Raw genomic sequence first — 26998 nt, 5'->3', positions numbered from 1 at the left:
TCCCCATCAGTGAGTGCCGTGTCCGGAGGCGGGGGGCGCGCCGGTCGAAGGGCTCTTCCCGCCGGTGACCCGCTGCTGCGCCTCGGCCACGGGGAAGGCCCCAGCAGCGCCCTTCTCCACGGCCCCCACGTTGAACCCCATCGGGCTCGCCTTCACCGCGACGAAGCCGGCCTCGCTCGCGGCCAGCCAGGCGTCCTTCTGGTGGTGCCGAAAGTAGGTGGCATGGACCCGAGGCTTCTTCTCGTGGAGGTATTTGAAGAGACACCCCGGATCGTCGAAATTCAGCACCTGGCCCCCCTCGAGCTGGAGCTGCGCGGCGAAGGCGCGATCTCCGACGTGCATCTTGCAGTAGCCGCAGGCCTCCTTGTCCCAGACCACGGGGGCGGGCCCGTCGGGGGCTTTCTTGCAGCCGAGCACGGTCAGGCTCGCGCTGACGAGCACGAGCGCCGAGAGGCGCCCACACCGCGCGCGGCGGTCAGGCCGATCGATCATGGGACCCTCCGGTGGGAACGTCCACCGTCTCGAGGTCGCGGACGATGAGGTTCAGCAGCTCCTCGCCGAGCTCCGCGTGCAGCGTGGCCAGGAGCGACATCTTCTCGGGGCGGGCCGCGTCCTTGACCCACCACCCCGAGAAGGCGGGACGAAAGCCGAGCGCGGCGAGCCGCTCCGCGTGGCGGTCATTCTGGCGGCCGTTCCGGAGCTGGACCTCGACCAGGCTGCGCGCCCGCACGTCCAGGAAGCGCTCTACCGGTCCCTGCTCGGCGAGCCAGCCGTTGTCGAGGACCGCCACGTGGTCGACCAGGTGCCGGATCTCCTCGAGGCGGTGCGAGCAGAGCAGCACGGTGGTCCCCGCCGCCACCCGCTCGTAGAGCGTATAGAAGTGCAGCCGCGAACCCGGGTCCAGACTCGCCGTGGGCTCGTCCAAAATGAGTAGCGAGACCGGCGCCGCGAAGGCGAGCGCGATGAGGAGCTTCTGCTTCATCCCCCCCGAGAGGTCCCGGAAGGCGCGCTTTCGCAGCGGCCCGACGTCGAGGCCGAGCTCCTTCGCCACCTCGTAGACGGCGACCGGGTCGAAGCCCCGCACGAGCGCGGTGGCCCCCACCACGTCCCGCACGGTGGCGCGAAGCTGCGGGGCGATCTGCGGCACATAGGCCATGCGCGGCGCCAGCTCGGCGCGCGCCTTCAGGGCCCGCTTCCCGTCGAGGAGGAGCTCCCCTTCATCGCAGCGCAAAAGCCCCATCACCGCGCGGATCATGGTCGACTTGCCCGACCCGTTGGGGCCGATGAGCGCCACGCGTTGCCCGGCCTCGACCTGCAGGTCGACCCCCTTCAGCGCCTCGACGCGGCCGAAGCGCTTGATGAGCCCCTTCCCTTCAATTCGCACGGCAGGTCCTCCGCACGGGCCCCGTCCGCGGCCTGGGATCTTCGAGAATCACCTTCGGCTGGTAGAGCGGCATGAGCCGGCTCGCGGCGTCGATCATGCCGATCGCCATCGAGCCCCGCAGAAAGGCCAGGTTCGGGTACTGGCCCACGAGCTCGTTCGACAGGCTCTGCAGGCGATAGGGCACGTCTCCGTAGCCGTCGCCGTCCAGGTCATAGCCCTGGTAGTCGTCGAAGCGGTTTCTCCTCCAGGTCACGCCGCGCGCGTCGCCGCCCCCCTGCGGCTGCACCTGCACGTCGTTGTCGGCGAAGGTGTTCTCCTCGAACGTGTTCTGCGTCGAGTCGGTGTGGAACATCACCGCGACGTCGGAGAAGCGAAACGTGTTCCGCGCGTATCGGTTGTGCTCGTGCTTCTGCAGGGGCGAGGTGTCCACGTACAGCCCCACCGTGTTGCCGACGATCAGGTTGTCCTCGGCCACGATGTTCCCGCCCTCCTTCAGCCCGAGGCCCATCCCTGCCGCGCCGGTCCCCCGGGCGAGCACGTTCCGCCGCAGGGTCATCTTGCGGCTGTACATGACGAAGATGCCCACCACGTTGTCCACGAAGCGGTTGTCCTCCACGTCGCAGTCGTGGCTGTACATGAAGTGCGTGCCGTAGCGGCTGTGGGTCACGAGGTTGCCGAGGATGCGATTCCGGGGCGCGTACCAGATCACGAGGTCCCGGCTGTTCCGCATCGCGTTCCCTTCGATGAGCGAGTCCCGCACCTCCCAGAGCCGGATCCCGTCCCCCCGCATGCCGATGGGGCCCTCGGTGCTACCCGACACCTCGTTGCCGCGCAGGACGGCGCGGTTGCACTTGTGCGCGAGCAGGCCGAAGAGCGCGTTGACCACGTTCAGCCCGTGCACGAGCACGTCGTCGGCCTCGATCAGCACGGCAGCGTCCATGCGGTCGTAGCGCGGGCCGCTCCCATCCACGGTGAAGCCGAGGAGCTTCGAGCCCGCGGCACGCACGGCGATGGTCGTGCCTTCGATGCCGTCCGAGCGGATGACCGCGCCTCGCTTGCCCCAGAGGGTAACCGGCCGGGTGATGCGCAAGGGGCCGCGGTACTGCCCGTCGGCCAGGCAGAGCGCGGCTCCCGCCGGGAGTCGCGCGAGCAGTGGCTGGAGCGGGGTTCCCGCCGCGACCGCCGTACAGCTCGACGGTCGCGCGGGCGGGGGAACGACGCGGAACTGGCCCACGCCGTGAGAGTCTTCGCCGGCCGCCTGTGCGTGGCAGCCGGCGAAGGGGAGGAGGCTCCCCGCCCCCAGAACGACGAGGGAGAGGAGCGGAAGCTGCACCCTACTTGGGCTCCACGAGGAAGTAGCCCGCCATCTCCAGGTGCAGGGCCGAGCAGAACTCGGTGCAGTAGAGCGGGAAGACGCCCGACTTGTCGGCCACGAAGCTGATGTCCACGTGTTCGCCCGGCTCGATCGAGGCGTGAACGTTGTAGGAGCCGATGGTGAAGCCGTGGGTCGCGTCATACGCCTGCTCGAGGTTGGTCAGGTGGATGTGCACCTTGTCCCCCTGCTTCACCTTTACGGTGTCGGGGGTGAAATGGCTACGGATCGCCGTCATATAGACGTGAACGCCGTCGGATTTGCGCTCGACCCGCTCCTTCTTCGGCTCCACCGCGTTCGGGGACTTCTTGCCGGAGATGGGCTCCGTCCCCGGGGGATAGATCTCGATCGGCTTGAGCTTGTCCATCTTGATCATCTGCGCGTAGTGCGGCTCACCCTGCGGAATCGGCATGTCGTAGAGAAGCTGCATCTTCGGCGCGTCGATGTCGATGAGCTGGAAGTTCTGCGGCAGGAGCGGCCCCACCTTCGCGAAGCGGTCGATGGCCCACTTGTTCATCGCCACGAGGTACTTGCCGTCGGGGTCCACGGTGTCGCCCTCGGCCGCCACGAGGTGGCCGATGTTGTAGTGGGTCTTGACCTTCTGGATCACCTTCAGCTCCTTCAGGCTCCACTTCGTGACGGTGGTCTCGAGGAAGACGGAGGTGTAGGCGTTGCCCTTGTTGTCGAACTGGGTGTGAAGCGGACCGAGCCCGATCTCCACCTGCCCGCGCATGGCGTCCTTCAGGGCCAGGATCGGCACGCCGAAGGGGTCCTTGCCCTGGTACTTCTTCTCGGTGATGAGCTTCTTGATCTTCTCGAAGCTGTAGACCGTGCCGTGGGTGTCCAGCTTGCCGGCCACCACGATGTCCTCACCCGACGGGGAGACGTCCACGCCGTGCGGGCTCTTGGGCTCGGGAACGAAGTGCAGGACGCCTTCCGCCGCCGCCACGTCGAGCGGCAGGACCCTCATACCGACGATGGTCTTGGTCTTGCCAGCCTTCACGAGCTCCTCGGCCTTCTTCCAGTTGATGACGTGCAGGAAGTCGGTGTCGTTCTGCGAGGCGCCGGACTCGAGCGGGGGCTTGCCCTCGAGATTTCCGCCCGTCGCCATCTCCGTGTTGACGGAGTTGATGAAGCAGTAGCCGTCGGAGACCTTCTTCCCGGAGTCGGCCAGGTCCTGCATGTACGGGGGCAGCTCGATGGCCCACGAGGCGGCCGGGTCGATGCGGCCCTTGGTGCGGTCGAACTTCCAGAAGATCGCCGCTCCCCGGTACTTCTCCTTGAACTGCTCCACGGGCGCGTAGCCGCCGCCGAGCGGGGCCGGGTACTGGGAGGTCTCGATCACGTAGTCGGTGTTCGGCGTGACGAAGGTGGCGCCGTGATCGGACTGGGTGAGCTCGGAAGCCACCATCTGCACCGTCGTGAAGTCCTCGAGGTTGACCACGGCCACCCGCGGGTTGGCCTTGTCGTTCACGAAGAGGAACTTGCCGTCGTAGTCGCCGTTCATCTCCGAGAGCGCCGGGTGGTGCATGTCACCCCAGGTGATCTTGTGACCGGCGCGCATTCCGCCCTTGAGGACCTCTTCGCTGGCCGTGTCCCCGTAGCCGTAGCCCTGCCAGGGCTCTGGCGTGAAGACGCCGATGTACTTGAGGATGCGCATCGACGGCACGCCGATGACGATCACGTTCCCGCCGTGACCGCCGGAGGCGAAGATCATGTACTCGTCTTTCTTGCCGGTGGGTGTGTACGTCTTGAGCGCGGCCGAGACGTCCGCCTCGGTCAGGCCGCGCGCCTTCATCAGATCCGTGATGCTCGCGGCACCGCCGGCTCCCGCCTTACCCGGATCCGTTCCCCCTTTTTGGTCCCCGCAGGCGCAGCCCGCGAGGGCCCCTGCGGCGGGCAGCAATAGCGCTGCGACGACGACTCGGAAGGTGTGATTACGAGGCGCTCTCATGTCACTCTCCAGGAAACAGTTGTGATTTCGCCTTCGGATGCGCATTTACGCCATGCTTCGCGTGGCGCGTCAAGACGCGAGCAAGGCATGTGCCAGGCTCGGCTTGCGCCGAGAAGCGCCTAGACGCATATTTTATTGCTGATCTCATGCACTTGTAGCCGTGGGCGGCGCGGCGCCGAAAGCCCCGGCGCTACCCGGCACGGGCAGCGGGCCAGGATGAACCGCTCCCTGCCCTGCTGCCTGCGACGGCGTGCCGCATTGGCACTCACTAGACGGAGCGCATGCGGGAGGGCGGAGTCGACACCGCGGGTGCGATCTGATCGCCAAAGATCGCACATGTAGGATCCAAAACATTTTTTTGACCATGCGATCGCCTCTTGGTACCAAAGACACAGGGACCGGAGGCAACGACATGCTGCTACTGATCACGGAGCGAGACCCGCTGGTGCGAAGGTGGTTGAGCAGTCAAAGCGAGGGCTTGGGCCTAACTCTGCGTTTCGTGGACGGCCCGGCGGAGCTGTGGTTGGCGCTCTCTCAGCAGACGCCGGACTGTCTGGTGCTCGAAGCCTCGAGCGCGGCGTCGGGGGCCCAGCCGCTCTGGGAGACCGTGCGGCTTCACCCCGCAGCGCGTCAGCTCCCGGTCCTCGTTTATGCGTCGAGTCAGAAATGGCAGGCCGTGGCAGAGCGCGCCGGCCGGAGCCTGGACGGCTACCTGCCCAAGCCGTTCACGCCGGCCACCCTGCTCAAGGCCGCCGGTCGCGCACGGCGTCAGCGCCTGGTTTCGCGGAGCGTCGCCGCGATCTCCAGCGCCGCCTGACGCGCGCGGGCTCGCTCCTCGGGAGCAAAGGAGATCCCCGCAACCACGGGGTGCCCACCTCCGCCGTAGCGACCGCAGAGCTCGGCCAGATTGGTCAGAGGCTCGGGACGCCTCCAGGGATTGCTCCCCACCGACACCTTGGCCCGGCGCGCGCCCGCGGTCAGGCCCACCGTGTAGCGCGTCTCCGGGTGCAAGTAATAGGGAATGAACTTGTTGAAGCCGGTCACGCCGTCCTCGCTCAGGTCGAAGTAGGCCACGCCTCCGTCCAGCTCGAGCCGCGCCCGCACGAGGTCGAGCGTCTCACGCTGAGCGAGTAGCACCGGCAGGAGCGCCTCCTGGACCTCGCGCCGACGGTGCACCTCGGCAATCGACCCCTCGGAGAGTCCCTCAATGAGTGCGTTCACCAGAGCGTCCGAGGGTCCCGACTCGAGGAGCGCCATCAGCTGAAGCGCGGGCTCGGCCAGCTCGACCGCCTGCGCGGGGCTCTCGAAGCGCGCGGCGTCGATGAGGTCGGCCCAGCGAACGTGGTCGGCCACCGCCCGCGCGTCGAAGCCGTGGCGCTCGGCGAGAAACCGCGCGAGGAGCCCGGCGCACGAAGGCGCGGTCGGATCGAAGCACTTCCTCGGCGAGGGCGCGGCCAGGTAGGCCTCGCGGTCGGCGGGCGACAGAAACGCGCTCTCGTGGTGGTCGCAGAACCAAGTCAGACGAGAGGAGGGCGAGTAGCGGAAGTCCACCACCACGTTCTCGTCCGCCGAGAAGGTCCGGTCGTGATCCGGACCGTAGGGGTCTCCCTGACCGTGCGCCATCGGTCGGTACGAGATCGCCGCGGCGGCATCGACCTGCAGCCGGTAGAAGCGCGTGAAGAGCGCCGCGGAGACGGCGCCGTCGAAACAGTGCCCGTGGTAGAGGATCTGGAGCGTGGTCATGCGCCGAAGTACTCCGTGAGCCCGGCGTTGAGCTCGGCCCACAGGGCCCGGGCCGCGCTGGGTCGGTCGTGCCGGAACCGCCGCACCCAGAAGTCGAGCTCCCCGTCGGGAGGCCCGCGGTGGAGAGCGCGCACGAGGAAGCCCTCCACCAGCTCCACGAGCCGGTCGCTCTCCCAGAAGCGCGACGCCCGCTCGCGATGCAATCGGTGCGCGAGGCGACGGTGGAGGCCGAGCCAATCTGTTCGCGTGCCGTAGTGCTCGTCCACGATCTGTGGCAGGAGCTCCTCGGCCCATCCCCGGTGCAGGCGACAGACGCCGAGATTCTGCAGCATCAGCGCCGAGACCATGCGTGCGGCGGCGCGACGGCCGAGCTCTCGCGGCGGCACGAAGTGCGTCGCCGGCAGGCCGTGGTGCTCGGTGGGGACCGCGAGAGGCAAGAGCCCGCCGAGGCTCCACGCGGGGAGCGGCGGCGCCTCGCCCGCATCTCCACGCGCCAGATAGACCGCTAGCGAAGCGGAGGCCGCGTCGGAGCGTCGAGCGGCCGCGCGCAGGCCCTCGCCCAGCGGGACGGCCCAAGGCTCCGCGAGTAGCCCGTCCACGAGGTGCCGCGCGATCGCCGCGTTGTGCGCGGAATCGGCCTGGGCGTCGAAGCGGCGGAAGTCCCACCGCGGGCGCTCGCGGAGGCCGAGCGTGCCCGGTTCGAGCAGACCGAGGACCAGGCGCTCCATCAGCCAGCCGAGGAGTCCGCCGAGACCGAGGACCTCGAACCCCAGGCGTTCGGCGTGCGCCATGAGGGGGAGCGCGGCCTCCGGCGTCACGATCCCGAGCCCGACGCCGAGCGCGGCGTAGGCCTCGAAGCTGAGCGTCTGCCCGTCGAGCTGCTTGAAGCAGGCCACGGGACACGGCGCGCCGCAGGTCAGGTGCGCTCCGCGCGCGGCGAGCGCCTCCAGGAGCGGACGCACCCCCGCGGGCCAGAGCACCTCGGTGAAGAAGCGCTCGCGCCCCTCGAGACCGAGGTGGATCGACGAGGCGTTCGCGAAGAGGAGGTCGCGTCCCTGCTCGAGGAGGCCCCGGCCGAGACTCCCCGCGGCGAGGAGCTCGGGCGCGAACGGAAGACCGCCCGAGGCGTCGAGCTCCGCCAGCGAGAGCCCGGCGCCGAGGAGCCGGCGGGCAGCCTCCACCGGGCGACCGAGGAGCTCGACCTCGGAGCGGTCGCTGGCGAGCACGATCCCGACGAGCTGGTGCGTCCGGAAGAAGCGCGAGCCGAAGCCACCGTGCCGCACCCAGGTCGCGGCGCCGAGACGCGCGGGCGTCCTCACGATCGAGAGAAGGGCTCCGTAGGGCGTGCACGCCGCCGCCGGACCGACCGCCAGGATGCGCTCGGAGGAGAGACCCGTGCCATGGTGCTCCGCGAGCGCTGCGAGGAGGCCCGCAGCGCCGCCCGCGCGCCAGGCCTCGCCGGGGGCCTGGGGTCTGAGCTCGACGGAAAGCGCACCGCCTCGTGCAACGACGCGCAGGACCGATGGGCTCGCGGCTCGCCCCCGCAGCTCGAGAGAGCCTGCCCCGAGGGCGTCGAAGGGGAGCCCCGCGCCGGCCAGCGTCGCGGGCCAGAGCGCGCCCCAGCTGGGCGAGCGACCGACGAGGGTGAGGTGGTTCGCGCCGGGCACGGCCGACCCGCCGAGGGGTCCGTGCCCGAGCACCGTCCAGTCCTCCTCGGGGGAGAGCGCCAGCGCGCGCTCCACGGGGCCGACGTAGTGCGGCCCGCCCTCGAGCTCGCCGAGTTCGTGGCCGCCAGTGGCCAGGTCCACCCGCACTAGTCGCTGTCCGTGCATGCCGATGTCAGGATCTACCCCAATTTTTTGACCCGACAAAGCACGCGCGTAAGATCGTGGTATGTCGGCTGCCGCGCTCCAGCTCTCGCTGCTCTCGGTTTCGGAAGCGCCGCGGGGCCTCCCGCCGAGCGACGTCTACGAGAAGCTGGCGGTGCAGGTCACCGGGGCCTGGGCCGCGGGGGAACGCTTCGTCACCGTCAGAGGTCGGCTGGTTCCGGCCAACGTCTGGATCCACCTGGCGGAGGGCGGGCTCGCCGAGCTGCGCACGCGCTGTCTGGATCAGGAACGCGTGGGGACGCGGGCCGGGCGGTGGTGGCTCGACGGACCGACGCTGGTGCTGTCGCTCGGGCGGTCGCTGATCCGGGCAGACTTCCGCATTCAAGACGAAGTCATGTACTGGGCAGGCGAGGTGCTGGTGCGGCAGCCCGACGGGCTCCTCGGCGGTGCGGGCGAGATCATCGAGATCGACGCGCTGCCCACCGAGGCCTGAGCGGCCGCCACTCCGTCGGGAAAGTGGCCACTACTCCAGATTCGCCGGGCGCGTACCGAGGTCGAGAAAGCTCGTGAGCGCGGCGAGGTCGGCGTTATAGGCGAAGCCGCGCGCGCGATCGCCCACGGCGAGTCCCACCGCGCGCGCAGCGGCGATGAGATGCGGCGGCAAGGGGCTCGACATCTCGAAGAGCCGGCGCGCGTGATCGTCGGGGAGGTCGTCGGAAGTCTCGGGGAAGAGGATCGGGCGGCCGCCTCCGGCGTGCGAGACGTGGACGTTGAAGAGCAGGGCCGCCCCGTCGGCCGTGGCTACCTGGCGGAGCGCCGCCGCCTCGCCGCGCGCGTCACCGTCGGTGGAGCTCCCGTCGGTCACGTGTACGACGATCGGCGGGTAGGCGCTCGGGTGCGTGCGGGCCCACTCCGCCACGGTCTCTCGCGCGCGTCCGAGCGCGGCTCGCATGGGGGTCCCAGCCTGCACGATCGGCTCGACCCACTCCGGTCGCGCCCGCCCCTGGGCATCGCGTCGGACGCGGCGGGGCGCCCCGGCGAGCTGGCCGATCGGCGCGAGCAGCCCGACCCCCTGTCCGACCGCGGGGAGGGCGTCCTCGAGGAGCGCCCGCTCTAGGCCGGAGTAGGCGAGCGCGCCGACGGAGTAGTAGTTCCACACCACCTCGCCCTTGGTGGCGCGCACCGTCAGGGACTGCAGCTGACGATTCACCGCGTCGGCCGCGGCCTGGGCCTTCGACCGCCCCGCGGCGTCCCCCGCCATCGGGTGCCGCATCGAGGTGGAGCGGTCGAGCACGAAGAACACGAGCCCGGGGTTCCGCCGGCTGATCTCTGCCCGGTAGCTCCCCGCCGGAGCCACAGGAGGCGGCGCGGCAGCGGCCTCCTCCGCGCCGAAGCGAGCGAGCACACCGGCTCGCAGGACCCCGCGCTCGTCGACGAGCTCCTCCAGGTGCGGCAGCGCGTGGAGCGGCAGCGGGGCGAGCGCGGTGAGGAGCCGGGCCAGGCCCTGGACCTCGCGCGAGGGGTTCTCAGCGAGGCGGGCCAGCAGGCGCGAGCCGCCGGGCGCCCTCAGGTCGCCTCGCGTGAAGATCAGGTTGTCGCCGGTATGGTGTGCCGTGAAGAGGCCCGGGTCCTGCGCGACGGCGCGGAGCGAGAGATAGATGACCAGGCTCGCAAAGTGGTCCAGCTCGGGGCCGAAGTCGGACGCGCGGCGCCGCGGACTCTGGTACGCCGAATGCCCGAGCTCCACCGCGCGCAGGCCCCGCATCGACGGCACGTACATGCCGTCGTAGTCGACGAGCCGGAGCCTTCCGTCGCGCTCCACGAGCACGTTGCCGTGCTGGAGGTCGCCGTGGGCGATCCCCGCCGCTCGAAGCTCGCGCATGGCGCCGAACCAGCGCGTCGCGAGCTGGTCGAGGGCCGCTCCATCCCGACGCCTCGCGCAATCCCCGACAAAGGCATCGAGCGGCACCCCCTCCACCCAGTCCATCTTCACGAGAGGGAAGCTCTCGACGCCGAGCCGCAGCCCCGCGGGTTGGTACTCGAAGCCCGCGAGCAGGGGAAGCTGCCGCCGGCCGAGCTCCTCGCTGATGCGGCGATAGCGGTCCTCCCGCTGCGCCTCCGGGCGGAGGAAGCAGCGCACGGCGTAGCTCCCGACTGCACCCACCAGTCGATAGACGCTCGCGAAGTTGCCCGAGGCCACCCACGGGAGGCCGTGTCGCCCCTGCCGGACCTGCGCTGCGGCGAGCGCACCGTCGGAGAAGGCCAGGTTCGGGGTCTGAACCGCCTCGAAGAACTGTGCGGCCACGGGCCAGCCCGCGCCACCCTGGACGCGGGCGTCGGCGCGACCGCCCGAGAGAAGCCCGCTCGACACGAACAGGGCCCACGCAACGGCGCGTCGATACGAGCTCCTCGCTCCGGAGGCGCGCCCTCGGTCACGGTCGTTTCGGTCCATGGCCGTTTCCTTGTCGCCACCAGTCTGCATCCACGGGCCCCGCCTGGACCGGCGCCACGGGCGCGGGCGCAGCCTGAGCCCCCTGCCCCTTCCACCAGGCGCCGAGCGGCGCGGCAGGGCCCACCGCCGCGAAGCCCCCGAGCGCCTGCTCGAGAGTCGGCACCTGCGCGAGCGGCCCGCGACAGAGCTCCGCGAGACGCGCCGCCAGCGCGCGCACGGGCAGACACGCGCTCTGCGCGAGCGCGGCGAAGACCGGCGACCGACCGGGATTCGCGAAGTCGTCCCTGGTGAAGATCAGGTTCTCTTCGGTGTTGAAGCGCCAGAGGCCTCGATCCGCCGCCAGAGCCTTGAGCGAGAGGTAGATCGCGATCGACGAGAAGTTGTCGAGGTCCAGGTCGAAGTGCTCTCCGCCCCGCCCAGGGTGCTGGTAGTGCGGGTGCCCGAGCTCGGTAGCACGTCGCCCCTGAAACGCCGGGATGAACATGCCGTCGAAGTCCACGAGGCGGAGGTTCTGTCCCTCGACCAGGATGTTGCCGTGCTGCAGGTCCCCGTGCGCGATGCGCGCGTCCCGTAGCCGGCGCATCAGGCTGCGGAACTCCTCCGCGAGCCGCTCGAGGCCCGCGCTGTCGGCACGCTCCACACGTTCCCCCACGTGCCGATCGAGCGTCCGGGCCGTCACCCAGTCCATCTGCACGATCGGGTACCAGCCGTTGCGGACGCGCACCCCTTCGCGCACGTATTCGAACGAGACCAGCTCGGGCAGCCGCGCCGCCGCGAGGTGCGCCGAGATCTGCTGATAGCGCTGCTGCCGCTCGGCGTCCGGGGAGAGAAAGCACCGCACGGCGTAGGCCCGCTGCCCGCACTTCACCTTGTAGACGCTCGCGAAGGCCCCCGAGATGGCGATGGGCAGCCCGTAGGGGTTACGCGTCGGCGCTCCTTGCTGCAGCGCGGGCACGCGGAAGGCGCTCCGCGGGTTCTGGAGCGCGTCGGAAAAATCCGAGGCCAGCGGCCAGTCCACCTTGCGTCGCGCGACGACGGGCCGCTGTCCGATCCAGTTCTGCGCCAACGCCGGCCCGGCGCCGAGGAGCACGACGAGCAGAGCGACGCCGTGCCTCAGCCCGCGCGGTGCGGCCTCGAACCGGCCCGAGGGCCAAGGTCCCGCGCGGCGGGCGGTGGGTGCGTACGAAGTCATCGCTCTGCCTCCTCGTGCTCCTCGCTCCGGCTAGCGGAGATTTGCCGGGCGCGTGCCGATGTCGAAGAATTTGATCAGCTCGACGAGGTCCGAGTTGTAGACGAAGCCGCGCGCGTGCTCGTCGATGCCGTAGCCGGCGTCCATCAGCTGCTGCCGCATGCTCTGAGGCAGAGGACTCGACATGTCGAAGAGCTGCTTCGAGAACTCGTCGGGCAAGAGGTCGCGGTTCGAGGGGAAGAGGATCGGCACGCCCGCGCCGCTCGAGAGGTGGATATTGAAGAGCAGCGCGTTGCCGTCGTTGGTCCGCACCTGCTTGAGCTGCTCGGCTGCCGGTCGCGGGTCGCCGTCGGTCGATTCGCCGTCGGTGATGTGCATGATCACGGGCGGGAAGGAGGTCGGCTTGGCTCGCACCCACTCGGAAACGCGTCCGTGCAGCCACCCCATCGAGGCCACCATCGGGGTGCCGCCGTTGGCCGTCGGGTCCACCCACACCGGCATGCGGAAGTTCTGCTCGACCAGGCCACCCGCCCCGTCGGGCACCTTGCGCATGCGGTCCTCGACGCGCACCGGGTTGGCCGCGATCTCGGCGATCGGCACCACGTCGCGCCCCTGGAGCGCGCCGCCGAGGATCGGCCCCACCACCGCGTTGCCGGCGTTGTCCGTCCGGTAGCCGCACGCCACGACCTCGAAGTAGTTGCGCACCTCCTCCTGCTCGCCGTTCCCCTTGGCGCAGCGGATGACCAGGTTCTGCAGCGTGCGGTTCACGGTGTCGGCCACCGCGTCGGCCTTGCTCTTGCCCGCTGCAGCACCCCAGGCGTGCCCCATCGAGCCCGAGAGGTCCATCTTGACGACGAGCAGCGCGGGGTTCGTGCGGCTGATCTCGGCGCGATACCCCTGCGCCGCACCGCGGGTCCCCACCCGCCCGGTGGCGACCTTTTCCGCGGGACGGCTCTGCGCCCGAGCGACGCCAGCGGCACTGAGCGCCAGCGCGAGTCCGAGGGCCATGGTCTTTCCAGTGCGTGCGATGCGTGTAGCGAACATAAGTGCCTCCTCCGTGGGTCTTCGGTTGCGATCGGGCCGCGAGCGTCACGCGCTCTTTCGCGGCGAGCGATGCGCCCCGAGAGCAAGCGCCGTTCCATCGGAGGTTTGGTGGAGCGCCTTCCTATAAGAGAGGCCGACGCGAGGTGAGAACTACTTCACAGGCGCGAGCTCTCATCCTCGAAGAGCGTCGTCGTTCTCGGGGGCCAGAGAGCGGGCCACGCGGCGATCCGATGCAACCCGCACGCGGCAAAGGGAGAGAGCTGGCCCTCGAGATCGAGGATGTGAACATCTTCACAGGAGAGGTCTCCAATCCTCGCAGAGCGTGTCTCGATTCGCCCCCTGCGCTCGAAGCCGCGGAGTGCGCACGCCACGCGCAGCTCGCACGACCGCACGCGCCGCGCGCCGCAATCCTCGTCGAGATCGCGCGAGCCGAGGGCCGGGGAGCCGCCGAAAGCGACGGACGTGGTCGCAGGCCTCGTTCTTGCTCAAGGGCGGACGTGGACCGCTTCGGCGGTCGAGGAGAGGCGCTCATGAAACCGATTCACACCCTGCTACTGCTCACCTCCGCGCTGCTTTTCACCCCGGTCGCCGAGGGGGGGCGCCGTCGTCAGCCCTCCCTGCGGCAACAGGTCCGGGAGGCCTACCTGCGGTGGGAGGCGATGGTCTTCGGCCCCGAGCCGGTCACGGGACCGCACGGCCCGACCCTGCGGCCCCTCGCACCCGCCGGCGAGAGGCCAGCGGTCCCGCCGCTCGTCGCGCCGACACCCAAGCGGCGAGTGGGGGCGCACGACGCCGCGCGCGAAGCGGCACCGCTCGCCCTCGAGCCGGGGGCCCTCTGGAAGGTCGTCTCGCTCGGCCTGCAGAAGCACGGCAACTCGCGCAACGAGTACGAGGACGCGCACCTCGCCGCCCCCGAGCGAGCGCGCTTCGCCATCTCCGACGGTGCGACCGACAGCTCGTACGCGAGCTGGTGGGCCGATCAGCTCGTCAAGGGCTACACCGAGGCCCCCCCCGCGGCGAACCAGCCCGAAGGGACCGCGGGGTGGATCGCACCCCACCAGGCGAGCTGGAACGCGCGCGTGCAGCAGCGCCTCGCGCAGCCGGGAGTGCCCTGGTTCGCGGCCGAGCGCGCCGCCGGCGGCTCGTTCGCCGCGCTCCTCGGTCTCGAGTTCCAGGCGCCCCGCCCCGGCGGAGGCGTGCCCTGGCGGGCCCTCGCGGTGGGGGACAGCATGCTCTTTACCCTGCGCGACGGACAGCTCCTGACCTCGTTTCCGCTCGAGCGGGCCGAGCAGTTCGACAACGGGCCGGTGCTGATCTCAACGCGGGCCGACCGGCACCGGGCCGAGGCGTGGCGCTGGCTCGGCGGCACCGCGAAGCCGGGAGACCGCTTCTTCCTGGCCACCGATGCGCTCGGCCAATGGGTCCTGCGCCGTCACGAGGCGGGGGAAGACCCCTTCCGCGAGCTCTGGGGCCTCGAGAGCGAACAGGCGCTGACCCAGCTGGTAGAGCGCGAGCGCACCGCCGGCCGCATGCGCAACGACGACGTGACCTTGCTCCGACTGCAGGTGCCGACGCTCGAGGAGCTGGCCGGCGCACCGCTCCAATAGGACCGTAGCTAGCGCCTCGCTGCCGCTCGGCGACGCCCGCGTGGCCAGCGTAGCGCCACGAGCAGGAGCAGCAGCGCGAGCGGCACGAGCAAGCTCCCGAGCACCGGCGCGACCGCGCAGCCCCCCAGGAGCTGGTTTCGCGAGAGCCCGCTCGACGCAGCCCCGGAGTCGCCGCGCGCCCCTCCGCCGTCTCCGGCAGGTACGCCTCCGCCATCATGCGTCGGACCGGGTCCAGGGCCAGGTCCAGGGCCACCGTCACCGGCCGGGGGCGGCAGAACGCCCGCATCGGCCCCGGGCACCGTCGACGACAGCCCGAACTCGAAGGCCCCGATATCGGGCGCGCCCACCTTGGGCAGCCCCATCTCGAAGCCCCTGTCGATCGCCGGACTCCCCGCGAGCAGCTTGAAGTCCCCCTGGCCCACGTTGACGAAGCCCGGATCCCCGCTCACCGGCGCGCCGCCCGTCGGGCCGTTGCCGCCACCGAAGAGATTGTTCGAGATCGTGCTGGTGCTGGCCGCCGAGCCGTCGATGCCGCCCTGCTTGTTCCCGACGAAGATGTTGTTCCGCACGATGGTGCCGGTCACCTTGGAGGTGTTGTTCGAGAGCTGCACCCCGTAGTGCGCGTTCTGATAGAAGACGTTGTTGTAGATCCTGTTGTCGCCCATCGTCCCCGAGCCCGCGGACCAGAACTCCACGCCGTTGTAGGTGTTGGCGTCCACGACGTTCTGATAGATCGCGTTGTTCTCGGTCCGGCTCGTCCCCGTGGCCGAGTCTCCGACGGAGATCTGGAAGCCGCTCGCCTTGTTCGCGCGCACCCGGTTACCGTAGACCCGAGCGCCCGTGACGTGGTTCAGGTAGATGCCCACCGCCCCCATCCCGCTCACCGTGTTGCCGTAGACCTGCCCGTTCTTCGACCCGTCCTTCAGATCGATCCCTTCCTCCGCCCCGTCGTGCACGAAGTTCCCCGCCACGATGAACTCGGACGCGTTGCTGATGCTGACCGCCTCGTGCGCCGCGCAGTCGGCGCCGCAAGCGTTCGCGTTGCGCACCTCGCAGCCGCTCACGGTCACGCCCACCGACCCCTGGTCGACGATGATGCCGCCGTGCTCGGAGGTGTCCACGAGCAGCTTGTCGAGCACGATGTTGTTCGACTTGCTCACCTGTGCGGCGAAGTAGGGCGACCTCCTCAGGGTCAGGCCCCGGATCGTGACGTAGCTCCGCCCCGTCAGCGCCAGCAGCCCCTGGTCGTTGAAACCGAGCGAGCTGCCGTCGAGGATCGCCGCACCCGACGTCTCGGCCTGGATCGTAATCACCTGTCCGGCCGCGCCCGACACCGGCACCACGAGGCGCTCGCCCCAGGTGCCAGCCTTCACCAGCAGCGTGTCGCCGGGCTTCAGCTTGCCCGCCGCCTTGCCGAGCGCGCAGAAGGGTTGGGCGCTCGACCCCGGGCCGTCGTCGCTGCAGCCGCTCTTGCCGACGTAGAACGTGCCGGCCCGTGCGGCCCCTCCGCCGACGCCGGCCAGGAGCGCCAGCACCACGCCCGTTCGGGAAAGGACGCCAGGCACTGCCGCGCGTCTCACGATCCCTCCCAAGAGTAATGAGGTGGGGTGTTCATGAAATCACCCTTCAGGGTAGCTGGCACTTGAGGCGTGTCAACTCGCTTCGCGCGCTGCGTCGCAGCCCAGGTTGCTTCCCTCGGCCCGCGGCCGGTATGCTGCGCGCGGAGCAACTCCTTGGCCATCGCGCTCGTCGCCCTCTCTATCGCCCTGCGCTACATCGCGCCGCACTACTTCCTCGCCGAGCTCGAGAGCGTGCCGCTCGTGCCGGTGGCGACGGCGCTGATGATCCTCGCCGTGGGCATCTCGATCCTGCGCAAGAAGATCCAGCTCGGCATTCCGTCGCAGGCCTACGTGCTCGGGCTGCTCTTTCTCTGGGCCATCGTCTCCCTCGCCGTGAACGCGGGCCTCGGTGAGGCCGCGGGTATCTTCACCACGGACTTCCTCCGCGATTTCGTCTTCGTGGTGACCGTGATGGTCTGCGTGGACAACCTCAAGCGCTGGAAGATCTTCATCGGCGCGGTCATGGTCTCCATGCTGGTGGTGGGCATCTTCGGCCTGCCCCAGACCTTCGGCCCCTACCAGTGCGCCGAGTGGGCCGAAGGCGACATGGCCAACCTGAAGTTCGACGGCCGCTCGTGCTCGGACGTGCGGCAGTGCTTCGACAATCAGCCCAAGGAGCGGCTGATCCCCGGCATCGGACCGCGCCTCTACCGCTGCGAGCGGCGCGGATGGTTCGGCGTGGCGGCCTACCTCGGACGCGTGCACTGGATCGGCGTCTTCGACGACTCGAACAACCTCGCGGGGACGGTGGGGCCTCTCATCTGCCTCCTGATGGGGATCTTCTGGGCCTCGACGCGCAAGCTGCACCGGGTGGTCTGGCCCCTGCTCGCCTTCTTCTACGCGGCCGTCGTCTACGCCACCGGCTCGCGCGGTGGACAGCTCGCCCTCGTGGTGGGGGCCGGCCTGACCCTCTGGGCCCTCTGGGGCAAGAAGGCGGTGATCCTGGGGCTGGCCGCGGCGACGGCGCTCGGCGTGCTGGTCCTGACCGGCCACATGGTGAAGGTGCGCGACGAACAGAAGTTCGAGGGCGACACGCGCGTCTCGGACGAGTTCCGGCGCGAGGCGATGGAGGTGGGCTTCCGGCTCTGGAGCCACTACCCCATCTTCGGCGTCGGCCACAGCCGGATCGACCGCTACCACGTCATCGACCCGCACAACGCCTTTCTCTGCGCGGCCGCGGAGCTCGGCACGCCGGGGCTCCTGCTCTTCACGCTCGGGCTGTGGGCCAACTTCAAGGGGGCCTTCCGCTTGCGCCGACGCGCAAGGGAGGCCGGCAACGCGAAGTACTACCAGCTCGCCACCGGGCTCCTCGGCGCGAACGTCACGAGCACCATCTCGCTCACCTTCTTCCTGTCGACCTACGATCGCCTGAGCTGGATGGTCCCGATGATCTACAGCACGGGGCTCATGCGGGCCGCCAAGGAGGAGCTCCCCGAATTCGAGCTGCGCCTCGACTACAAGGACCTCCTCCTGCTCGTGCCGGCGACCTTCGCCGTGCTCGGCCTCTTCTACGTCGGGCTCATGGCCTCCTTCACGATGAGCTAAGGCGGCCGGCCCGCGAGCCCTCGGACCGGAGGCTCCGGCCCTTCTCAGGCCGCCCCAAAGCGCATATGCTGGCGCCCCCCCGGAACCAGGAGCGCCTGCAGTGTCCGATCTGATGCAGAAAATGGTCTCGCTGTGCAAGCGGCGGGGCTTCGTCTTCCAGTCCTCCGAGATCTACGGCGGTCTGAAGAGCGCGTACGACTACGGCCCGCTCGGCGCCGAGCTGAAGCGCAACCTGATGGGCGAGTGGTGGCGCGACACCGTGCACCGGCGCGAAAACGTCGTTGGGCTCGACGCGTCGATCATCATGCACCCGAAGGTCTGGGAGGCCTCGGGGCACCTGGCCGGCTTCTCCGACCCGCTCGTGGACTGCAAGCTCTGCAAGGAGCGTTTTCGCGCCGACAAGGCCCCCCGCGCCGAGCCGGGGACCGACGCGCCGATCACCTTCGCTGACAAGGGTCAGGCCAAGGTGGCGCACGAGCTGGTGCAAAAGCAGTTCGGCCTCGAGCTCACGCGCGACGGACGCACCCTGAAGGGGGCGAAGGCCGGACCGCAGGGCTACGTCTGTCCCGTCTGCGGCTCGCCGCTCCTCAGCGACGAGCGCCAGTTCAACCTCATGTTCCGCAGCTTCATCGGCGCCACCGATCCCTTCGGCGACGTCGCGAACGCCATCGAGCAGGGCAAGCTCGCGGGCCTCGCCGGTCGCGAGCTCCGCGCGGCGATCGAGGAGCTCACGCGTCCCGCCTCGGTCTACCTGCGCCCCGAGACGGCCCAGGCCATGTTCGTGCAGTTCCTGAACGTGCAGCAGTCCATGTCCATGAAGGTCCCCTTCGGCATCGCGCAGATGGGGCGCTCCTTCCGCAACGAGATCACCGTCGAGCACTTCATCTTCCGCTCGTGCGAGTTCGAGCAGATGGAGATGGAGTTCTTCTGCGAGCCGGGGACCGACGAGGAGTGGGGCGAGTACTGGAAGAACGAGCGGATGGCCTGGTGGCGCCGCTACGCGAATCACCCGGAGAAATTCCGCTTCCGGCCGCACGCGGCCGACGAGCTCGCGCACTACGCGAAGTCCTGCTTCGACATCGAGTACGAGTATCCGTGGGGCTGGGGCGAGCTCGAGGGGATCGCCAACCGCACCGACTACGACCTGAAGAAGCACGCCGAGCACAGCGGCACGCGGCTCGAGTACTTCGACCCCTTCAAGCAGACGAAGTACGTGCCGTACGTGATCGAGCCCGCCGCGGGGGCCACCCGCGGGGCGCTGGTCTACCTGCTCGACGCCTATCACGAGGAGCCGGTGGAGGGGGGCAAGGGAGAGGACGCCACGCGCGTCGTGCTCAAGCTCCACCCGCGGCTCGCACCGATCAAGGTGGCGGTGCTCCCGCTCGTGAAGAAGGACGGGATGCCGGAGAAGGCGCGCAAGGTGGTGGAGGCCTTCCTCGCGCGCGGCATCTACACCAGCTACGACGAGCAGCACGCGGTAGGGCGACGCTACCGGCGCCACGACGAGATCGGCACCCCCTACTGCTTGACCATCGACGGCGAGACGATGGACAACGATACGATCACCATTCGAGAGCGCGACACGATGGCGCAGCGTCGGATCTCTATCGATGGCGCGGTGGCCGAGGTGGAGTCCTTGCTGCACCTTTAGCGCGAGGAGGAAGCGACCATGGTCCGCGAGAGGTGGAGCTTCCTGACAGCCGCGATCTGCGCCGCATCGCTCGTCTCGGGCTGCAGCGCGAAGACCGCCGTGGGCGAGGCGCCGAAGGGGCCCGGCAGAGCGCGTGCCGGGGCGGACTCCACTCCCGACGCGAGGGGACGGTGGGCTCCGGCGGGCTTCGGCGGGGCGGGGAACTATCTGAGCGTGCACCTCGACCCCCGCGGCAACGGCGTCGCCTACGCGGCGAGCGACGTGGCCGGCGTCTACCGCAGCACGGACTACGGGGACCGGTGGGAGATCCGCAGCCTCGGGCTCGGCAACCACGAGGTCTCGTCGTTCGCCATCGACCCCTTCGACCCGAACGTGCTCTACGCGGGCGTCGGCGCGAACCCCGAGGCGAAGAAGTCCGGGCTCTACCTGAGCCCCGACGGCGGCGCGTCGTGGCGGCACCTCCCCGCGAGCCAGAAGGTCGGCATCACCTTCCGGCGCTGGCGCACGGTGGAGGCCATCGCCCCCGACCCCGCGGCGCGCGGAACGCTGCTCGTCGGGAGCGTGCGGAAGGGGATCTTTCGCACCACCGACGGGGGCAAGAGCTTCCACCAGGTCCACGCGGTCGGCACGACGCGCGCCAAGCTCACGTCGACCGACGACGACGACTCGCCGAAGGGCGCCTACCCGACCCCGGTGGCGTTTCTCCTCTTCGACCCGTCGAACCCCAAGGTGGTCTACGCCGCCCTCGACGGCGGGGGCGTGGTGAAGAGCGGCGCGTCGGGCGAGAAGGGGAGCTGGAAGGCCGCGAACGCGGGGCTGCCGGCGCAGGCCACCGTGAAGTTTCTGGCCGCGAGCAAGGGGGGCGTGCTCTACGCGGCCCTCGGGCGAGCCGGGGTCTACAAGAGCACCGACGGGGCCGGGAGCTGGAAGCGCGTCACGGCCGGAATCCCCCTCGCGAACGACGAGGCCTGGGTGAGCGCGGTGGCCGTGCACCCCGAACGACCGGACGAGGCCTGGGCCGTGCTCGCCACCTACGACGAACCGAACGTGTGGAAGACGACCGACGGAGGACGTCGATGGACGGGCAAGGGAGAGCTCGCCTTCGACACCGACGCGAGCCCCACTCGCACCTGGGCCACCGACCCGACCAAGAGCTGGTACATCGCGCTCGACCGGAAGCACCCGCGGCGCCTCTACTACACCAACTTCTGGGGGATCGAACGCAGCGACGACGGGGGAGAGACGTGGGCCGACAAGGTGAGCGGCGCGCAGAACACCTGCGTCACGAGCCTCGTGGTGGACGCCGGGGCGACCGAGGAGGCGCTCTATGCGGCCTTCATGGACGCTGGCATCGCCCGCTCGACCGACGGCGGGCGCTCCTGGCAGATGGCCTTCCCCAAGCACTACGACAAGGAGACGGCCGGGCACTTCTGGGGCCTCGCAGTGGCCGGCAACGGCGCCTCGAAGGTCTACTACGCCACCTCCGACCCGTGGGGCGAGGAGACGAGCTCGCTCTACCGCAGCAGCGACGGCGTGAACTGGCGCCGGGTCTACAAGCGGGCGCGCGCGAAAGACGGCGGGTGGCGCTCGGGGGAGATGGTCGGGCTGGCCGTGGATCCGCGGCAGCCGCAGACCGTGTACGTCACGCAGGACGGCGGGCAGGTGCTGCGCTCCACCGACGGCGGGCGCAGGTTTACGCCCACCGCGCGACAGCCGGCGGGCCGCACCTTCACCCAGGCGCTGCTCGTGGACGGGAGCGGTCGACTCTTCGCCGGCACGCTCAAGGAAGGCCTCTTCCGCTCGACCGACAGCGGCAAGAACTGGCAGCGCGTGCTGACGAAGATCTCCACGGTGTGGCGCGTGGTCGAGGGAGGCGGCGCGCTCTACGCCACGGCCGGTGACGACGGGCACCTCTACCGCAGCACCGACGGCGGCCTGGCCTGGAAGGCCCTCACACCGCCCGCGGCTCCTGACCCGGGAGACGAGGTGGCCGAGCAGGGGATCGCCGTAGCGGTGGATCCCAAGGACCCGAAGCACCTCGTCTTCGGGCGGCGCGACACCTGGCACTCGTGCGACGCGAGCTCGGGCCTGCTCGAGAGTCGAAACGGCGGCGCGAGCTGGCAGCCGCTCAACGCGGGAATGCCGCTCCGCAGCCCGAGCACCCTGGCCTTCGGCGGCGACGGCGCTCTGTACGCTGGCACCTGGTGCGCCGGCACCTGGCGCCTTCCTCGGCCGGGAAAGTAGAGAGGGACGTGGCGACCCTACGTTGCATCCACGAGACCGACGAACTCCTGCGGCTCGCTCCCGCCTGGGAGGCGCTGCTCGCGCAGACGAAGGCGCCGAGCTTCTTTCTCTCCTGGGAGTGGATCTCCGCCTGGCAGCAGGTCTACCGGCAGAAGCACCGCCTGTGCGTGATCGTGGCCGAGGAGGGCGGCGCGCCGGTCGGCATCGCTCCCTTCATGATCGGCGGGGGGCTGGACAGCCTCGCGCCGCGGGGCCAGCAGCTGACCCGCCCGATCCGCTTCCTCAAGTTCCTGGGGCAGGGGGAGTGCTACCCGGAGCAGCTGGACTTCCTCCTGCCGCCGGGGCGCGCAGAGGAGCTCGCGCCTGCGTTCGCCAAGTACGCGCTCACCACGCTCAGCCGCCAGTGGGACGTCCTCTTTCTGCAGAACGTGCAGCCCGAGGCCGCGGTCGCGCAGGCCATGGAGGCGTGGCTCCTCCAGGTCGGGCTGAAGGCCGAACACGCCGAGACGCTCTCGGGCCCCTTCGCCGCGCTCCCCGCCAGCAAGGAGGAGTACTGGAAGGGGCGGAGCGCGAACTTCCGCAGCCAGTACAAGAACAGCGCCAATCGCCTGGCCAAGCGGGGCGAGGTGCGGCTCGAGATCGTGACCGAGGAGAGCGAGCTCGAACCCGCGTTCGCCGAGCTCGTGCGGCTGAACAGCCTGCGCTGGGGTGAGGAGAACCAGAGCTTCCATTCCGAGCCCTACCTGCAGTTCCATCGCCAGCTCATGAAGCGGCTCCTCCCGCGTGGGGAGCTCCTGCTGGCCCTGCTCCGCGTCGACGGTCGCGTCGCCGCCGCGAAGTACGACTTCGTCTACGGCGGCAAGGCCTGGAACTACCAAGGGGGCTGGGACCCCGAGTTCGCGCGCGAGCGGGTGGGGCTCGTCTTGCTCGGACGGATCGTCGAGCACTGCATCGAGCGTGGCCTCGCGGAGTACGACTTCCTCGGCGGCACCGACGCGGGCTACAAGGATCGCTTCGCGACCGGCAGCCGGACCACGGTGGACCTGCTGGCCCCCACGCGCTCGCTGCGCGGACACGCCTTCCGGCTGGCGCGAGAGAGCAGCCACCTGATCCAGGAGCAGGGCCTGCCGGAGAAGGCGCGCGCCATCGGGGCCCGAATGCGCCGCATCACGGAGCGCCTGACCGGTCGCGCCGAGCCCGCGCCGTCCGACGACAGTTCGTCGACCGACCGTCGCGACGACCGCGAGCCATGAACGAGTTCGAGCCCGACGGCCCCGACGACCCCGCGGCAGAGCCGGGGATCGCTCCCGACGCGCCGGAGGCGTCGCCCTCCCTCGCCACCGAGGCCAGCCGCGGCATGCTCTGGACGAGCGTGTCCTCGCTGGCGGCGCGCGGCATCGGCTTTCTCAGCACCATCCTGCTGACCCGCTGGATGTCCAAGGAGGAGTACGGGCGCGCGAGCGCGGTCTACACCATCGCCATCGGGCTCGCCCACTTCTCGGGCCCCGGCCTCAGCTCCGAACTGATCCGACGACGCGAGCGCTTCAAGGACGCGGCGACGCTGGGCACCATGTTCTGCACGGTCATCGTGCTGACCCTGTCGGCAGCCGCGTTCGCCTTCGCCGACCCCATCACGCGCTTCTTCGACGCCCCGGGGGCGGCCCACTACCTGCGCGCGGGGCTCGTGCTGGCGCTGGTCCACGTCGTGCTCATGATGGGCGACATCATCCTCACGCGGGAGCTCCGCTTCGGCGCGCAGGCGCTCCTCGAGCTCGGAGGCAGCTCGCTCATGGTGGCGGTGGCCCTCGGTCTCGCCGCCACGGGGTGGGGAGGCTTCGCCGTGGTGCTGGGTCAGGTGGTGCGCGAGGTGGTCCTGCGCCTCGGCAGCACCGCCCTCACCGGCTTCGGCTGGCTCGGCCGGCCGCGCTGGGACGGGCCTCTCCTGCGCGAGATGCTGGCCTTCGGCGTACCGATCTACATCTCCGAGTCCTTCGACCACATCGCCACCAACTGGGACAACCTCTTCGTCGGGAAGGTGCTGGGCATGGAGGCGCTCGGGGCCTACGCGGTGGCCTACAACCTGGCCTACGTGCCGATCTACACCGTGACCCAGCGCTCGAGCTCGGTGGTCCTGGCCGCCGTGGCCCGCTTCTCCGACGACGTGAAGCGCCGGCGCGAGGCGATTCTGCGGGCGCTCGGAGCCATCTTGCTCGTCCTCTTCCCGGCCGCCGCGCTCGTGATGTTCACCGGCCCCCGGGTGGTCGCGATCCTCTTTCCGGCCAAGTGGACCGACACCGTATCGTCCCTGGTCACCGCGCTCTCCCTCGTGGGCATCGGCCTGCCGCTCCAGTTCCTGCCCGATTACTACTTCCAGGCCATCGGGCGACCGCGCGCCACCACGGTGGTGATGGCCATCAAGGTCGTGCTGATGTTCGGCGCCCTCTTCCTCTTCGGGCGACAGAACGTGGTGCATGCCGCCTGGGCGGTCTCCACCTCCTTCATCGTGGCGGGGCTTCTGGCCTGCGCCCTGCTGAAGGTGGTGGACGAGATCCCCTTCGGGCGGGTGCTGCTCGAGCTCGCCCCCGCCCTCATCGGCAGCACGCTCCTCGCCGCGACGATCCTGGGCCTGAGGCGTGTGCTGCACCTCGACTCGCAGCTCGTGATGTTCGCCCTCGAGGTGATCGCGGGCGGAACCGTCTACCTTGGCTACCTCCTGCTCTTCCACCGCGGGCAGGTGATGGACATCGTGCGCTCGCTCGTCGGGCGCGACGACGACGAGTGAGGCGAGCCGGCTCCTGAACCATCCACGCGGTAGTCTCGCGCGCGGCAGTGGAGTAGCCACCCCGGCCCCCTCGCCCTCCCGCACGCCCCGATTGCCGCGCGCAAAGCGCCGGATCTCATCGACCCGCGCGGCCCACCGGTCCTCGCAGCAGGTGGGACCACCTGGCGTGGTGATTGCACAGGGCGGCGCCAAAGAGCCTCACAGGAAGCAGGTTGGCGTCGCGAGGCGCGCCTCCGGATCAAACGTCCGGGCGCCGCGACACCGGTGGGAGAAGGAGGGGGGTGGAGAGGCTCCGAAGAGGAGTTCACGATGCACCCGCTTCACGTCTCTCGCTACCTCGTCGGGGTCGCCGCGGCGGCCCTCAGCGCGTCCTGCGGCCTCTTCTCGGAGAGCCCGGACGAAGCTCCGTCCCCCGGACTCGAGCGACAGGCCGCCGCCTTCGGAGATCAGTGCGGCGCCGACAAGCCCGAGTACCCCCAGGTGGTCTACGACGTGGGGCGCGCCTGCTCGTATTCGGGCTACTGCAAGAAGATGGCGTGCAGCACGACGCTGCCCGTCTTCTGGTATTCGGCCTGTTGCTACTCGCCGCAGTGCGCCGGCTTCCTCAACGTGATGAAGTGCCCCGAGGCGCTCAAGCAGGCCGAGCAGGACTTCCAGACGTACCTGACCTCCCCCGGGCTGAGAGCCCAGGAATGGTGCGGGGGCGCGACGGACGTGAAGGGGTGCCTCCGTTACCGCGTGAAGGTGCTCAAGGACAAGCCCCTCGCGCAGCTCTCGAAGGGCGACTCGGCCGACCCGGCCGACTACTGCACCTATCAACAGAGCGGGTCGGTCTGCGGGGGCCGCGAGTACTTCTGGACGAGCACGCCCTCCTCGGGCTGGTTCGAGTGCGCGCAGTACCCCTATTGCTCGTACCGCCGGACCTTCAAGAAGATCTGCACCTTCAACAGCATCGACGCCTACAACAAGGACACCAAGCAGTGGCACCTGTACCGCTGCCAGGGAAACGAGAACTGGAGCAACGTGCCCACGGAGCTTCAGTACGCAACCTTCGGCAACGCGGGCGGGTGGATGTGGGAGACGGCAGAGTACAAGGCGAAGGACCCCTGCGCGGCCTGTCCGAACCTGCTACCCGCCCCGCCCGTGGCCCCGAGCACCTCGACCGGCGGCACGAACACGGGGACGGGGACGGGGACCGGCACCGGCTCGTCGGTGAGCTCCACGCCCACCAAACCCACGGTCCCCGCCGGCTGCGTCGCGGACTCCCTGGGGCACATCGGCAACACCTGCTCGAACACCTCCCCCTACGCGTGCTCCACGATCGAGGGGTCGAACTGCTGCGGCAACGGCTCGTACAAGCTCGTCAACAACGCGTGGGAATGGGTCTGGAACTACTCCTCCTGCCCGTGCGGGAGCACCAACATCGCGGCCGGCACCAAGTGCACGACGAGCACGGCCTCTCCGGGGACCTGTCCGACGACCGCCACCGGGACGGTGGGGAACTGGACCGGCTGTTCCAAGCACGCGGACTGCCAGTCGGGGATCTGCGCCTGCGCGAGTCCGACGGGAGACGGGGCCACCCACGGCAGTCAGTGTCTGCCGAACATGGAATACTTCCGCGCCTGGTGCACCGCGTCCGGCTGCTAGTGGTCCGGCGCGAAGCGGCGTCTACTCCCACTCCCCGAGCGGCGTGAAGCGCTGACCGCGCATCAGGCGCCGTAGCTTCGGCTCCGTCGAGGCGAGGTTCACGTAGTACTTGAAGTAGCGCGCCGGCGAGATGCGGCGCATGCGCGGCTGGTCGGGGTCGATCTCGCGCGGGTGCAGGTAGTAGATCACGGGCTGGCCGTGGCGGTTCAGCCACTCCGTCGCGCCGAGGAGCATGGGCCATGGAGTGACGCGCAGGTAGCCTCCGCCGAAGAGGCAGACCCGCTTGCCGAGCAGCTTAAGGGTCGTGATCGGGTATTCGCGCACCGGCCCCGCCGAGGTCTCGATGGTGTGAGGCTCGGTCGGGGCTCCTTCGAAGCCCCCGTGACCGCGCGCCGCCGGAAAGATGGACGACGAGTAGCGGTACCCGGCCTCGGCCAGCACCTCGTAGGCCCAGGGGGTCTCGCGGGTGAAGGAGAAGCCGGGCACGCGAAAGCCGCGCACCTCGGTCCCCGTCTGGTCCTCGAGCACCCGCTTGGCCCGCGTCACGTCTTCGGCGAAGGCCGCCCGCCCCGCCTGGTACGCCAGCAGATGGTTCTGCCCGTGCGAGCCGATCTCGTGCCCGAGCTCGTGACAGCGACGGAGGACCCGCGGATAGCGCTCGGCCGCCCAGCCCAGCCAGAAGAAGGTGCAGCGCACGTCGTACTGGGCGAAGAGGTCCAGCATCTGGTTCATGTTGCGGTCGAGGCGCCCCGGCAACCGCTCCCACTCCGTCGGGTCCGGCGCCCCGCGGGCGTCGAGGATGTGGAACCACTCCTCCACGTCGATGGTCATGGCGTTCGCGGGCTTGTCCACGGGGCGCTCCGTCTGGCGTGTGACGGAAGTGTGCGGGGAGGGGGAAGGTGCGTCAACTGCTGCGGGTGCCGTCGGTGCGCAGGG

Annotated in this window: 20 protein-coding genes; 9 read left to right on the top strand and 11 right to left on the bottom strand. The window is 69.8% G+C overall.

Features of this window, described 5'->3' with window-relative positions:
- Positions 1–6 precede the first annotated feature (6 nt).
- The 4 genes from IT371_20930 to nosZ are packed head-to-tail and all read right to left on the bottom strand — an operon-like array spanning position 7 to position 4710.
- On the bottom strand, positions 7–492 hold the full coding sequence (locus IT371_20930; GenBank protein MCC6750144.1) for a hypothetical protein: 486 nt from the start codon (positions 490–492) through the stop codon (positions 7–9).
- On the bottom strand, positions 476–1384 hold the full coding sequence (locus tag IT371_20925; GenBank protein MCC6750143.1) for an ABC transporter ATP-binding protein: 909 nt from the start codon (positions 1382–1384) through the stop codon (positions 476–478). Before IT371_20925 ends, IT371_20930 begins: the two co-directional genes overlap by 17 nt.
- Positions 1374–2717 carry a nitrous oxide reductase family maturation protein NosD gene (nosD, locus tag IT371_20920; protein MCC6750142.1) on the bottom strand — a complete coding sequence of 448 codons (1344 nt, stop codon included), beginning with the start codon at positions 2715–2717 and terminating at the stop codon, positions 1374–1376. Before nosD ends, IT371_20925 begins: the two co-directional genes overlap by 11 nt.
- Before the next feature lies 1 nt (position 2718).
- Entirely contained in the window at positions 2719–4710 is a 1992-nt protein-coding gene (gene nosZ / locus IT371_20915) for a Sec-dependent nitrous-oxide reductase (protein MCC6750141.1), read from the bottom strand.
- Between the two features lie 412 nt (positions 4711–5122).
- On the opposite strand from nosZ, the gene IT371_20910 reads away from it, so the two are divergent.
- Positions 5123–5527, top strand: coding sequence for a hypothetical protein (locus IT371_20910; GenBank protein MCC6750140.1), 405 nt, complete (start codon positions 5123–5125; stop codon positions 5525–5527).
- Here IT371_20910 and IT371_20905 read toward each other — a convergent pair.
- Together IT371_20905 and IT371_20900 are read right to left on the bottom strand one after the other, a co-directional pair.
- Positions 5479–6453 (bottom strand): phosphoesterase, encoded by a 975-nt coding sequence (locus tag IT371_20905; GenBank protein ID MCC6750139.1) that lies wholly within the window; start codon positions 6451–6453, stop codon positions 5479–5481. The genes IT371_20910 and IT371_20905 overlap by 49 nt on opposite strands.
- The gene (locus IT371_20900) at positions 6450–8285 is read right to left on the bottom strand and encodes a hypothetical protein (protein ID MCC6750138.1); all 1836 of its coding nucleotides are present in this window, start codon (positions 8283–8285) and stop codon (positions 6450–6452) included. The genes IT371_20905 and IT371_20900 overlap by 4 nt, the downstream gene beginning before the upstream one ends.
- A gap of 61 nt (positions 8286–8346) precedes the next feature.
- Between IT371_20900 and IT371_20895 the strand changes: the two genes are divergently transcribed.
- Positions 8347–8775 carry a hypothetical protein gene (locus IT371_20895; GenBank protein MCC6750137.1) on the top strand — a complete coding sequence of 143 codons (429 nt, stop codon included), beginning with the start codon at positions 8347–8349 and terminating at the stop codon, positions 8773–8775.
- 30 nt (positions 8776–8805) lie between these two features.
- Here the strand turns inward: IT371_20895 and IT371_20890 are convergent, their stop codons facing one another.
- From IT371_20890 to IT371_20880, 3 genes are read right to left on the bottom strand one after another with little or no spacing between them, the layout of a single operon-like run.
- Complete coding sequence (locus tag IT371_20890) at positions 8806–10734, bottom strand: hypothetical protein (protein ID MCC6750136.1); 1929 nt, start codon at positions 10732–10734, stop codon at positions 8806–8808.
- Positions 10715–11926 (bottom strand): hypothetical protein, encoded by a 1212-nt coding sequence (locus tag IT371_20885; protein ID MCC6750135.1) that lies wholly within the window; start codon positions 11924–11926, stop codon positions 10715–10717. Before IT371_20885 ends, IT371_20890 begins: the two co-directional genes overlap by 20 nt.
- Before the next feature lie 30 nt (positions 11927–11956).
- Complete coding sequence (locus tag IT371_20880; protein MCC6750134.1) at positions 11957–12769, bottom strand: VWA domain-containing protein; 813 nt, start codon at positions 12767–12769, stop codon at positions 11957–11959.
- Positions 12770–13497: 728 nt separating this feature from the next.
- On the opposite strand from IT371_20880, the gene IT371_20875 reads away from it, so the two are divergent.
- Positions 13498–14574, top strand: a complete 1077-nt coding sequence (locus tag IT371_20875) for a hypothetical protein (GenBank protein MCC6750133.1) — start codon at positions 13498–13500, stop codon at positions 14572–14574.
- A gap of 8 nt (positions 14575–14582) precedes the next feature.
- On the opposite strand, the gene IT371_20870 is transcribed toward IT371_20875, so the two are convergent.
- The gene (locus tag IT371_20870) at positions 14583–16154 is read right to left on the bottom strand and encodes a right-handed parallel beta-helix repeat-containing protein (GenBank protein ID MCC6750132.1); all 1572 of its coding nucleotides are present in this window, start codon (positions 16152–16154) and stop codon (positions 14583–14585) included.
- 153 nt (positions 16155–16307) lie between these two features.
- On the opposite strand from IT371_20870, the gene IT371_20865 reads away from it, so the two are divergent.
- The 6 genes from IT371_20865 (at position 16308) to IT371_20840 (ending at position 26062) form a co-directional block, all read left to right on the top strand.
- Positions 16308–17738 (top strand): O-antigen ligase family protein, encoded by a 1431-nt coding sequence (locus IT371_20865; GenBank protein ID MCC6750131.1) that lies wholly within the window; start codon positions 16308–16310, stop codon positions 17736–17738.
- Positions 17739–17850: 112 nt separating this feature from the next.
- Positions 17851–19389 (top strand): glycine--tRNA ligase, encoded by a 1539-nt coding sequence (locus IT371_20860; protein MCC6750130.1) that lies wholly within the window; start codon positions 17851–17853, stop codon positions 19387–19389.
- An 18-nt stretch (positions 19390–19407) separates the two neighbouring features.
- Entirely contained in the window at positions 19408–21633 is a 2226-nt protein-coding gene (locus IT371_20855) for a hypothetical protein (protein ID MCC6750129.1), read from the top strand.
- Between the two features lie 8 nt (positions 21634–21641).
- Complete coding sequence (locus IT371_20850) at positions 21642–22886, top strand: GNAT family N-acetyltransferase (protein ID MCC6750128.1); 1245 nt, start codon at positions 21642–21644, stop codon at positions 22884–22886.
- Positions 22883–24415 carry an oligosaccharide flippase family protein gene (locus tag IT371_20845; protein MCC6750127.1) on the top strand — a complete coding sequence of 511 codons (1533 nt, stop codon included), beginning with the start codon at positions 22883–22885 and terminating at the stop codon, positions 24413–24415. Before IT371_20850 ends, IT371_20845 begins: the two co-directional genes overlap by 4 nt.
- Before the next feature lie 309 nt (positions 24416–24724).
- The gene (locus IT371_20840; GenBank protein ID MCC6750126.1) at positions 24725–26062 is read left to right on the top strand and encodes a hypothetical protein; all 1338 of its coding nucleotides are present in this window, start codon (positions 24725–24727) and stop codon (positions 26060–26062) included.
- 21 nt (positions 26063–26083) lie between these two features.
- On the opposite strand, the gene IT371_20835 is transcribed toward IT371_20840, so the two are convergent.
- Positions 26084–26914 carry a DUF3473 domain-containing protein gene (locus tag IT371_20835; protein MCC6750125.1) on the bottom strand — a complete coding sequence of 277 codons (831 nt, stop codon included), beginning with the start codon at positions 26912–26914 and terminating at the stop codon, positions 26084–26086.
- Between the last annotated feature and the right edge of the window lie 84 nt (positions 26915–26998).

The organism is Deltaproteobacteria bacterium, assembly GCA_020848905.1.
Lineage (GTDB): Bacteria > Myxococcota_A > Polyangia.
Note: the sequence above shows the minus strand (reverse complement) of the source record. Positions and strands in the feature narration are given on the sequence as shown.